The sequence below is a fragment of the Leptospira hartskeerlii genome (assembly GCF_002811475.1).
Lineage (GTDB): Bacteria > Spirochaetota > Leptospiria > Leptospirales > Leptospiraceae > Leptospira_B > Leptospira_B hartskeerlii.
Genome location: NZ_NPDL01000011.1, coordinates 122,866 through 134,313 on the forward strand (window position 1 = coordinate 122,866; position 11,448 = coordinate 134,313).

11 protein-coding genes and 2 pseudogenes are annotated in these 11,448 nt (G+C 42.9%); all 13 read right to left on the reverse strand.

Annotated features, from left to right (window positions below; genetic code table 11):
• Positions 1–3: 3 nt before the first annotated feature.
• Complete coding sequence (locus CH352_RS17705) at positions 4–780, reverse strand: segregation and condensation protein A (protein ID WP_100706831.1); 777 nt, start codon at positions 778–780, stop codon at positions 4–6.
• A gap of 4 nt (positions 781–784) precedes the next feature.
• Positions 785–1,147, reverse strand: a complete 363-nt coding sequence (locus tag CH352_RS17710) for a response regulator (RefSeq protein ID WP_008594408.1) — start codon at positions 1,145–1,147, stop codon at positions 785–787.
• A gap of 2 nt (positions 1,148–1,149) precedes the next feature.
• Positions 1,150–2,232, reverse strand: coding sequence for a protein-glutamate methylesterase/protein-glutamine glutaminase (locus tag CH352_RS17715; RefSeq protein WP_100706829.1), 1,083 nt, complete (start codon positions 2,230–2,232; stop codon positions 1,150–1,152).
• A gap of 16 nt (positions 2,233–2,248) precedes the next feature.
• Positions 2,249–4,918 (reverse strand): annotated as a pseudogene (locus CH352_RS17720) (chemotaxis protein CheW); the annotation flags it as partial.
• 95 nt (positions 4,919–5,013) lie between these two features.
• Positions 5,014–5,401, reverse strand: a pseudogene (locus tag CH352_RS19280) (Hpt domain-containing protein); the annotation flags it as partial.
• Complete coding sequence (locus CH352_RS17725; protein ID WP_100706826.1) at positions 5,402–5,896, reverse strand: chemotaxis protein CheW; 495 nt, start codon at positions 5,894–5,896, stop codon at positions 5,402–5,404.
• A gap of 105 nt (positions 5,897–6,001) precedes the next feature.
• The gene (locus CH352_RS17730) at positions 6,002–6,589 is read right to left on the reverse strand and encodes a 5-formyltetrahydrofolate cyclo-ligase (protein WP_100706825.1); all 588 of its coding nucleotides are present in this window, start codon (positions 6,587–6,589) and stop codon (positions 6,002–6,004) included.
• 1 nt (position 6,590) lies between these two features.
• A complete protein-coding gene (locus CH352_RS17735; RefSeq protein ID WP_100706824.1) occupies positions 6,591–6,890 on the reverse strand; it encodes a cell division protein ZapA in 300 nt (99 codons plus the stop codon).
• Between the two features lie 5 nt (positions 6,891–6,895).
• A complete protein-coding gene (locus CH352_RS17740) occupies positions 6,896–7,576 on the reverse strand; it encodes a hypothetical protein (protein WP_100706823.1) in 681 nt (226 codons plus the stop codon).
• A gap of 233 nt (positions 7,577–7,809) precedes the next feature.
• The gene (gene rplT / locus CH352_RS17745; protein ID WP_008595819.1) at positions 7,810–8,163 is read right to left on the reverse strand and encodes a 50S ribosomal protein L20; all 354 of its coding nucleotides are present in this window, start codon (positions 8,161–8,163) and stop codon (positions 7,810–7,812) included.
• The gene (rpmI, locus tag CH352_RS17750) at positions 8,163–8,366 is read right to left on the reverse strand and encodes a 50S ribosomal protein L35 (RefSeq protein WP_010514334.1); all 204 of its coding nucleotides are present in this window, start codon (positions 8,364–8,366) and stop codon (positions 8,163–8,165) included. Before rpmI ends, rplT begins: the two co-directional genes overlap by 1 nt.
• 33 nt (positions 8,367–8,399) lie before the next feature.
• The gene (gene infC, locus CH352_RS17755; RefSeq protein ID WP_100706822.1) at positions 8,400–8,948 is read right to left on the reverse strand and encodes a translation initiation factor IF-3; all 549 of its coding nucleotides are present in this window, start codon (positions 8,946–8,948) and stop codon (positions 8,400–8,402) included.
• A gap of 93 nt (positions 8,949–9,041) precedes the next feature.
• Positions 9,042–11,015 (reverse strand): threonine--tRNA ligase, encoded by a 1,974-nt coding sequence (thrS, locus tag CH352_RS17760; RefSeq protein WP_100706821.1) that lies wholly within the window; start codon positions 11,013–11,015, stop codon positions 9,042–9,044.
• Between the last annotated feature and the right edge of the window lie 433 nt (positions 11,016–11,448).

The window sequence follows — 11,448 nt, forward strand, 5'->3', positions numbered from 1 at the left end:
CTTTTAAGCCGGCTTTGTCGCGTTCCACGGTTCTCCCACCAAGAATATACGGATTTCGCCGAAAATTTTATGCTGGCGGATGGATACAATTCTCTGTTTACAGAGCTCCAACATTGCCAGAAAGACGGCTACTATCTCGGCTTTCTCAGGCTTAACCGTAGAAAACAATTCTTCAAAGGAGATATCCGAACGTTCGACGAGCAGTTCGGAAATGGTACCCATCTTTTCCTCGACAGAATACCGGTGGGGCGCGGTAAGTAAAGCGGGAATCTCGCCTTCATCTTCCCGTTTTTCCAAGATCTCGTTAAATGCGGAAATCAGGTCTAAAAGGCTTAGATCCAGCCAAGATTCGGACTCATCTATAACCTGATTGGTATCTCTAGAGAATACTCCGGCTTGGACCTTATCCACATCCCCCATTTTTTGGGCGGTTAATTGGAATTTTTTATGTTCTAGAAGTTTTTCGACCAGTTCTGGGGGAAGAGGAGGATCGTAATCTTCTTCTTCGAAACCTGGATCGGGTAATAATGCTTTGGATTTGAGATAAACTAAATTAGCGGCCATAAGAGCGTATTCCGCTCCCATGTCTATATGAATACTTGCAGAAATCTTAATGAAGTTTAGAAAGTCTTGGGTGATTTGAGAAAGGGATACTTCAAATATATCCACCTTATAACTTTCGATAAGAGACCAGAGAAGACTTAAAGGTCCCTCTGTGATACCACCTTCGGAATTGTTCCATTGAACTACGAAGGACTGTGTGGCGTTTTCTCTCTCCATCTCTTTATGAATTCAGTGCTTTTTCTGCCGCCTGTTGCAATCTTTCAGGCGAGAAAGGTTTAACTACAAAATCCTTCACCCCCATCTTGATCGCTTTCGCAAGAAGTTCTTCCTGACCAAGAGCAGTTACCATGATGATACGCGCTTTCGGATCTAATTTAAAAATTTCCTGGGCTGCTTCGATCCCGTCTTTTTCTCTCATGGTGATATCCATAGTGACTAGGTCCGGCTTAATCGCTTTGTATTGATCAACAGCGATATTTCCGTTTTCGGCTTCGCCGACGATCTCATGCCCTCCGGCGACGAGTGCGTCCTTCACCATGGTCCTCATGAATTTTGCATCGTCTACTACGAGAATTCTGGCCATAATTAGTTTCCCCTTTCTTTAAGAATGGAAAGTATCCTTGATGTTATTGCGCTTACAGGTTCTACGAACTGAACCCCACCCATTTCGATGGCTTGGCGATTCATTCCGAAGATCACGGAGCTGTCCTCGTCTTGGGCGACGGTAGAAGCTCCAGTCTCTCTCATTCTGAGAGTCGCCGCCGCTCCATCCTTACCCATGCCGGTCATAATCACACCGACTAAGGCGCTCCCGTATTCCCGGATTGCGCTGTCGAATAAAACTTCGACTGAGGGCCTGTGTCCATTTACCAACGCTTCCCTACCTAAGGCAATCCATTTCCGTCCTGCCTTAGATTCGATCTTTAAATGTGCATCACCCGGCGCCACGTAACCTGTTCCGGGACGAACTTCTTCTCCGTCCTCGGCTTCCTTTACTGTAATTTTAGAATGATCATTTAAACGAGAAGCGAACGCTTTCGTAAAACCTATAGGCATATGTTGTACGACGAAAATTGGTAGATGAAAATTCTCCGGAAAATCGGAAAAAACAGTCTGTAACGCTTTCGGACCACCGGTAGAAGTCCCGATGCAAACCGCTTCCACGGCTTTTTTTTCATTTTTGAAAATTTTACTTTTGACCGTATCTACTATTTTTTTGGGATCAAGATCCGCATGACTTGGTCGTAAGCTATCGAAATAAGCGAGTATTCTATTTTTGAGAACTGTTCCAATTTCTTCCGGATTAAATTGATTACTGGAAGAAGGTTTCGGAACGAAATCAATTGCTCCATATTCTAATGCTTTGAAAGTTGCATCCGCTCCGTGTTGTGTCAAAACAGAGAGCATCATTACTGGAATACCCAATTTTCGTTTCTGTAGTTCTTGGAGCGCGGAAAGCCCATCCATTACAGGCATCTCCACATCTAAAATGACAATATCAGGTCTTAGTTTTGTGGCGAGTTCAATACAATCCACTCCGGTTTTACCGGTAGCTATAACTTGGATCCGACTTTCTTTTTTGATTTGGTCCGAAATAATATTTCGCACCAAAAGAGAGTCGTCTATGATCACGACCCGAATCGACCCGTCCGCGGGAGTTCCTACCACGACAAAATCCTAGTGTTTAAAATTTCGGAAGCAAATCCATGAGTTCATCGAAGTCCGGAAGGAATAAAAGTACTCCTAACAGATTGTTTCCCTCATGATTAAATTCAGTGAGCATACTTAAGAACTTAGTTCTTTCCGGTTTAACAACATCCAAAACTTCCAGAAAGGTTCCTTCCACAAGTTCCGGAACATCCGGCAACACACCCACTTTCGCCTTATTGGAAATAGAGTTCAAAACAGAAGCACAAACTATGTTTGCGATCTCTGACAAAACGCTCTTTGTATCATCGTCCAGAGTATCTCCGCTCGGATTAGAATCCAAAAGTTCTCTGGCCAGGTTCTTAGCATTCTCTCTAGAGAACATCATCAGCATATTCCCGTTTAGATCACCGGTCATTTTGACCTTCATTCCATAGAATTTATCGTCTGAAAAACGGATCTCGGAAGCCAGACCTTCTTTATCATTCATGATAATTTCAGGAATAAACAGATCCACGTTCCTGTTCAAGATCTGAGAAAGGACCATGCCGGCATTCATCATACCAGTGTTAACTACGGATTCAATCTTCTTGATCTGCTCTTTGCTCAGGTTTCCGGTAAATTCTTTTGAGTGAGAAACAGCCATCATCCTCTGTTTTTTCTGCTCTAAGAAACCTTCTATAATATGATCCGCTCTTTTTCTCTCTTCGTCGGAAACCGGAGAATCAGAGATCAATTCATTGATATGAGATCTATATGCTTCTTCCATTCCTTCTTTTTTAGCAGCAGGTCTTTCCAGAACCGCGGTGTTAGAAGAAAGTTCGGAAGGAGTTTCGGTAGAAGTGATCAGTTTATCCTCGGAAGTACGGATCTCCATAGTTGTTTTGATCGGAGTGGAAGAAATTTCTCTTTCAAGTTCTTCTTTTGCTACGATCACCTTTTTGGATTCTTCCGATTTTTTGCGCTCGCTCTTCTTACGACGTTCTCTTTCGCGAGTAGTAATCTCGTGAAGTTTATGATTATAAACGTTAGTTGGATTAGAAGTTTTTTGGATATACTTCTCTTCTTCTGTTTCGATGGTTCGGATCGTGCTGATACGTTTCATCGTTTCCAGATGATAGTTTACATATCTTGCATTTTCTTCCAACTCGGCGGCAAATTCTACCAGGCCGGGAATATCTAAGACCATGATAATCGTTCCATCTCCCATAATGGAAGCTCCGGTAAGTCCCTTGATATTTTTGAAGTTTTTTTCCAAGGATTTGATGACCGTCTCGTGTTTTCCTACGAGTTCATCCACCATGAAGCCTAACTTGCGACCTTTGTATTGAACGATAACGACCGGAAATTCTTCTCTGTCCGTTTTGTCCTGAAGACCTAAAATACGATTCAATCTGTAGATAGGAAGAACCTCTCCTCTCAAATTGATGATCTCGTTTCCTTCTAGAGTCGTGATCTGTTCGTTGTTCACCTTGATTGTCTCGTTTACTTCTGAAAGAGGGAAAGCATAAACTTCTTCTTCCATTACGATCAAGATCGAAGGAATGATCGCAAGTGCCTGAGGGAATGATAGAACGAAAGAAGTTCCGGATCCTTTCTGGGACTGGATCAGAATTTTACCTTTGAATTCTTGGATGAGGCTGTTCACCACATTCATTCCTACGCCGCGACCGGAGATATCGGTGATCTTGTCCGCAGTGGAGAAACCGGGAGCAAAGATGAATTGATAAATATCGCTTTCTTCTAAAGCAATAGCGTCGGTTTCAGAAACGAGTCCCTTCTCTATTGCTTTCTTGCGGATCTTTTCCAGATCCAATCCGCGACCATCGTCACGGATCTCTACCATAATATTGCTACCGCCTTGGTAAGCGTTCAGTTCCACGATCCCGGTTTCAGATTTACCTAATTTTTTTCTTTCTTCCGGAGACTCGATACCGTGATCCACAGAGTTACGGATCAAGTGAAGAAGCGGTTCTCCCAATGCATCGATCACTTTTTTGTCCAGTTCGGTGGACTCTCCGTTTAAAACCAGATCCACTGTTTTTCCTGTCTCTAAAGAAAGGTCTCTGACCAAACGAGAGAAACGACGGAAGACCGTAGAAATCGGGACCATGCGAATATTCATAATACCGGATTGGAGTTCTTTAGAGATACGATTGATAAGATCAATACGACCTTTTAGTTCGTTGAATAACTGATCGTCCCCGAAAGTTCGGAGAAGGTCATCGTAAATTTTCTGGAAGCCAGAGTTAGTGATCACAAGCTCGCCCACGTTATTCATGAGCTGATCCAGTTTGTCGGAAGATACTTTGATACTTTTTAAAGTAACTTTTGCCTCTGTACTTCTTTCTTCCTCGTCGAGTTGATACGGAGAAGGAACTCCTGTCGCAGAATAACCGCTGAGCTTAAACTCTTGGATCATCAGATTCTCCACCATGTCTACGTTTGCAGCCTTGGTGAGCTCTTCTTGGGACTCCGAACTTACGATCAGGACAGAAAGATACGGAGCTTCTGTTCCATTCTCCAATTCTTCCGCACTTGGTTTAGTACGAAAAACTTGGCCTAAGTTTTTCAGATTTTGAACAATCAACGTATAACGTAGGCCCTTCATTGGAGAATCTTTTTTAAGTCCCACTTTTAAGAGCCAAGGTTTTCCGGAACCGCTGCGAAGCATCTCTTCTAATTCTTTTTGATCGTCCGCATCAAGATCGACCCCATTACTGGAAATTTCGTCTTGTTTAGCAACGGGAGCAGTAGATTGAGAAACGGATCTTGCAGGAGCGTTAGGAGCAGAAGCAACATCCGGATTTTTTTCGTATGCCTCCAGCCTTTGGATCATATCCGTATAAGGGGTGTCCACTTTCTTGCCTGCAGCAACATTCACGATTACGTTCTTGATTAGATCAAAACATTGGAATAGTAGATTTACCAGCGATAGATTAACTGCAAGTTTTCCATCCCGGATACTTTGGAGAAGGTTCTCCATTTTATGAGCTAGGTCGGAAAGATTGTACAATCCGACGAATGCTGCCGAACTTTTTAAAGAGTGGGCCGCGCGGAAAATATCATTAATGGTTTGCGGATCAGACTGGTCCTTTTCCAGTTTTAGAAGGTTCGCATTCAGCTCTTCTATCTGGTCTTCGGACTCTTCCAAAAAGAGTTCTGTGTATTCGCCAAGTACTCCGGCCATTTACGCTTCCTCCCCCGCATAATCCATTACCTTGGAAAGATTCAAGTTCAGGATCAGAGAGTCTTCAAACTGGCTGACCGATTCTATAAGTTCGCTATAATTTACGCTCAGGTCTTCGTCCGCTTTGCTGACCTTGTCTTTGCGGATCTTAACCACTTGTTTAACTGAGTCAACTAAGACTCCTGCCCTTTTTTCTCCGTTAACTACTACAATGATCCGAGTGGAAGGAAGAATATCACAAAAACCTAATCCAAAAAGTTCTTTCAGATCCATGATCGGAATGATCTCACCTCTCAAGTTGATCACTCCCAATATAAAAGCATCCACGTTAGGAATTCTTGTGATCGGTACCGGTTTTAGGATCTCGTGGATATAGAGAATATCGATCCCGAAAATTTCCTTATCCACTTCGAATGTGAGAAATTCCTGAATCGATTCCAGATCTTTCTCTTCTTGGTTTAGTTCCGCGTGGTTGTTTTTATCTATGGTTTTCACCGGTTCTCCGCCACTTACTCTTTCAGATCGGAAACTTTGGGCACAAGTTTCCGGCTTAGTACATTGTCGACATGGAGCCCCCCGAAAAAGAAACTCCCTATCGAATTATCCGACTGATTTTTCCCCCATTTTACCGGGAAAGCAATGGTTTTTTTTCTCCGTAATCACGGTACCTGCTTTCAGATCATGGGGCTCCTCAGAAAAATCGCAAGGGTATAGGTCCTCAAAAGAAAGGCCAATCATTTTTTCGGAAAGTATATCCTTTAGAGAACGATCATAAAAACCTTTCCCTCTTCCGAGCCTTGCCCCCTCCCCATTCCAACCTAGGGCAGGCACTATAATCCAATCTGCGTCTTCGGGTTTTAGAAACTCTTCTCCAGTCGGTTCTAAAATACCAAATGCACCTGAGGAAAATCCGGAACCTGATATAAATTTTAGTCCTGAATTTGTTACTTTTGGAAAAAATATGTCCAAACTGAAATTACCTAACTGTAAAGAAGAGCCTAACGGTAGAAAAGGAGAAATTTCAAAATCATCCGCAACATAAGAGATGATTTTTAATTGGGAAGAAGATGAGCTATGTCTCAGAAATTCCAGAAGACTAGCGCGGATACTTTCTTCTTTTTCTTTCCTGGAAGGAACTCCCAAGAGAAGTGATTTCATTTTTTTTCTGGCTTCCGATTTAGAAACCAAATCAAAGATCTCCGATCAAACCTTCTTCTAAAAGAGTGATCAATTTTTTGGTCTTTTCTTCCGCTTCGGGAGAAGAAGGTCCGGATTCGCCGACTTGATTTTTGGATTGTTCTAATTCGTCCGCAAAGTTTAAAGCGGCGAGTACTGCGAGTTTCAATTTAGGTGCATTAGGCATTCCTAATTGTAACTCACGGACTTTTCGGTCTACCAATTCGGCGAGCCTATGGATATACTCCGGATCGGTATCGCCTACTATGGTATAGTCGTCGCCCAGTATACGAGCTTTGACCCTTTCACTCATAAAAATTACTTAGGATCGTCTTCGATGACGAGGAAGTCGTCGTCTTCATCCGCATCAAATACGCTAATTGCATCATCATCGTCTTCGATAATGATATCATCATCGTCAGCAGAAACAGGACTGAAGTCGTCGATAGGTTCGTCTGTGATAATGATCTCGTCGTCTCCTCCGGAAGAGTCGGAAGATTCAGTTAGAACGGAAATATCATCGTCTTCGTCGTCTAGAAGAATGATCTCATCGTCTTCGTTAAAATCTTCTTCCGAAGAATCTCTAACTACCGATGGTGCAGCGGAAGCTGCTGCCGCTCCTGCAATTGCACCAGCCGCAGCGCCAGTAGCAAAAGAAGAACTTGAACTAGGCTTAGGTGAAGAAGAAGCAGATGAAGATCCGCTGCCGGAAGCAGGAAGACCATCCAAACGTCCCAAAAGTTGATTGATCTTACCTTCGAGAGCTCTTTCTCTTTCCTTAATATCTTCCAACTCCTTGTTCGCTTTTTGGAGTTGTTCGCGGAGAGAAGAGAGTTCTTTTTCCTTCTCTTCCATCGCCAGTTTCATCTGGTCGTTTTCCGCACGAAGAGATTCGTTTTCTGTTTCCAGGCGACCGTTTTCCGCCCGAAGGTCGCTAATGAGTTCGAGTGCTTTTAGGACTTTACTCTCGAGCTCCTCAATTGTCTCCATTGTTAACATAGTGCGAACCTCGTTCTCCATTATCGGAGTGGTTTATTTTGTAAAATTACACTTAGGGCGAAATTCCGCCTAAATATTTTCGACCTGCCAGATGGGCAAAATCCATCCCATTTTTCATCTTTCTCAAAAAGAGAAAAACCTTTTTTTCTAAAAACAAAGAAAGCCCGTAGAATTACGGGCTTTTTGCGGCAGGAAGATCCGAAAAACCGGACCCTCCTAAGGGCGAATATTGATTACGCCGCTACCTTGATTTTTTCAACTAGAGCGTTGAAAGTTTCTTTGTCGCTAAACGCGAGTTCTGCCAGGGCCTTTCTATCCAAGGAAATATTGGCTTTTTTCAATCCATACATGAATTGAGAATAAGAAAGTCCAGCTTCACGAGCAGCTGCATTGATACGGATGATCCACAATTTGCGGAAATCACGTTTTTTTGCTCTTCTGTCTCTGTACGCCCACTGACCCGCTTTCATTACCGCAGATTTTGCAGTTCTGTAAAGTTTGGATCTAGCTCCTCTAAAACCTTTTGCGGTTTTTAGGATTTTTTTACGACGATTCTTGTGTATAGTTCCGTTTGTTGCGCGTGGCATTATCGAACTCCGTAAGGCATGAGTCTAACGATTGCTTTCCAATCCGCATCCACTACCAAAGTCATTCCTCTAAGACGACGACGTCTTTTCGGTCCTTTTTTGGTAAGAATGTGACGGGTGTTCATACTCTTCCGTTTTATTTTATTATTTTTGGAAAACTTGAACCGTTTAGCTGCGGCTCTATTTGTTTTAAGCTTAGGCATTTCCCCTACCTCGATAATTCCTGAATATTTACTCTATTGCTTTGCAGCAAGAGGTGTGATAACTACAACGATTTGGCGGCCGTCTAACACTGGTTCTCTTTCCGGAGTACCGACCGATTTCAAATCTTCTACCATTCGATTGACTACGTTCATTCCGAGTTCGGAGTGCATCATTTCACGACCGCGAAAGCGAAGGCTGACTTTAACTTTGTCCCCTTTTTGAAGAAACTCCACTGCGTGGCGTTTTTTAATATCGTAATCATGTTGTTCGATCCTTGGACGGATCTTCACTTCTTTCACGTTGATTACGTGTTGTTTCTTCTTAGCTTCCTTACTCTTTTTAAGTAGTTCGAACTTATATTTACCGTAATCGATGATCTTGCAGACATGAATCTCTTGGTCACCGGATACTTCTACCAGGTCCAAGTTTTCTTCTTTAGCGCGCCGTAAAGCCTCGTCAAAAGAAACGATCATTACACCGTCATCCGACACCAATCTTACTTGGGCTACCCCAGTAATTTTCTCATTAATTCTATGAGTAAATAGTTTATCGGTGGGTTTCGGTTGAGGCCTCTTCTGCATTCAATCTCCGGTTTTTTCCAATTTTTTGGCTAGTAGGCTAGCTTTCAAGCGATTTTCTCTACAGATAGCCTAGTTCATCAAGTAGAATTTAGTTCAAAGTCCTGATTCGACTTCCTTTTCGAGCAAAGATTGAAACTCGGAATAAGACATAGAAATTGTTTCTTCTGAGCCTCGTTTACGGACCGCAACAGTGCCGGAATCCTTCTCCTTTTGACCTAAGACCAGAAGATAATTTGCCTTTTTCAGAATGGAATCCCGGATCTTTGCACCGATCTTCTCATTTCTGAAATCGCTTTCCGCTCTGAAGCCGGACTCGATCAGATTTTTCAAGATCTCGGATCCATATTCCTGCACATTTTCGGTTACGGTTAGAACACGTATCTGATTAGGAGAAAGCCAAAGTGGGAATTTCCCTTCGAAATGTTCTATTAGAATCCCGATAAATCTTTCTAAGGAACCATAGATCGCTCTGTGGACCATGACTGGTCTTTTTTTGGCTCCGTCGGAATCGGTATAATCCAACTCGAAACGGTCCGGCATGGAGAAGTCTATCTGCACGGTTCCACATTGCCACATTCTTCCGATAGAATCCTTGATATTAAATTCTATCTTAGGTCCATAGAACGCGCCCTCTCCTTCTTTAATGGAGAATGGAATATTTCTTTTTTCCAAAGCTTGCTTGAGAGCGTTGGTAGCAAATTCCCAGTCTTCGTCCTTACCTTGCGATTTTTCAGGACGAGTGGCGATATAAGTTTTGAATTCTTGGAATCCGAACTTCTTATACACATTAAAAGTGAAGTCTATGATATCCAACACTTCTGTTTCCAGAAATTCTAAAGGTGCATAGATATGCGCATCATCTTGAGTAAATGCTCTAACTCTAAAAAGTCCGTGAAGAACTCCGTGTAACTCATGACGATGTACACTTCCTAATTCTGCGAATCTAAGAGGAAGTTCTCTGTAAGAATGAAGATGGTGTTTGTAGATCAAACTACAACCAGGACAGTTCATCGGTTTGATCGCGAATTCTTCTTCGTCGATCGAAACAAAATACATGTTCTCGTTGAAATTATCCCAGTGACCGCTTCTTCTCCATAACTCGGAAGAAAGTACAGCAGGAGTTTTAATCTCTTGGTATCCACGTTTAGCACATTCTTTACGAATATAATCGGCTAACGCGTTCCAAAGAGTAGTTCCCTTAGGATGCCAGAAAGGAAAACCAGGAGCTTCCGGTTGGAAAGAGAATAGATCCATTTCTTTTCCGATCTTTCTGTGGTCTCTCTTCTTAGCTTCTTCCAGTTGGAAAACATACTCGTCCAGTTCCTTCTTACTTGGAAATGCAATCCCGTAAATTCGAGTGAGCATACGATTGTTTTTGTCTGCTTTCCAATAAGCTCCAGAAAGTGCAGTCAACTTGAATGCTTTCAAAAATCCGGAGCGGGGAATATGAGGTCCTCTACAAAGGTCGAACCATTCTCCCATTCCGTAGATAGATACTTTGTCGTCAGGAATTTGACCAACGATCTCTATCTTATAGTTCTCTCCCAATTTTTCAAAAACGGAGATCGCTTCTTTTTTATCCCAAACCTTACGGAAAACTTCGTAGTCGTTATCCACGATCTTTTTCATTTCCGCTTCAATCTTAGGAAAATCTTCAGGAGTGATTACAGTTTCTGTGAAATCGATATCGTAATAGAAGAACCCAGGCCCATTTTCAATCACTGGACCTACAGTTAACTTTGCATCTTTGTATAAATTCTGGACTGCCATTCCAAGCAAGTGAGCCGCAGAATGTTGGAAGGTTTCCCAACCTTCTTTGTCTTGGAAGGTCAAAACTTCCAATTTAGGTGTGGTGTTTGGGGTGGTTGTGGAATCAATGGTTCGGCTCAGATCCAAAACGTTAGTGCCGTCTAAGCGGACTGCTAACGCCTTGTTCTTTAAGAACGGAAGTTGGGATTCTATAAAATCCTTATATGAGGAACCGGCGGATACTTCTTTAGAACTTCCATCCGGTAAGATAAATTTGACTGACTGATTTTGAACTGCCACAGCTACCCCTGCTTCCATTCCGTCGATACGCGGTTTTTTTCGCAAGCGTCTTAGAAGATTGGGTTTGTAGGAATTCCAACATGAATGAGTGGGTGTGGATTTCGTTGACGAAGGGAGGATTTTGTGATAGAGGGGAAAGCGCTCTCCCACGAGCCACTCCCCCACCCGAGTCTGGGTGGGGGCAAATTTCGTACCAATGTAGGAGCTCCTACATGGATGGTAATAGAGTTTTTGTGGGGCGGCCCCGTTCGGGTCGCGCTGCTTCGATTTCGCTTACGCTCATCCGAGCTTCGCTCGGACTAAAGATCTACGCATCGCTGCCGCGTTTCTTCTCTCGCAAAGTCGCTAAGATGCAAAGGGATTCCGTTTGTTTTCCATCTCTGTGTCCTCCGTGCGAAGTAAAAATTTAGAAAGTTTCGCACAGAGGCACGGAGGACACAGAGATGGAAAA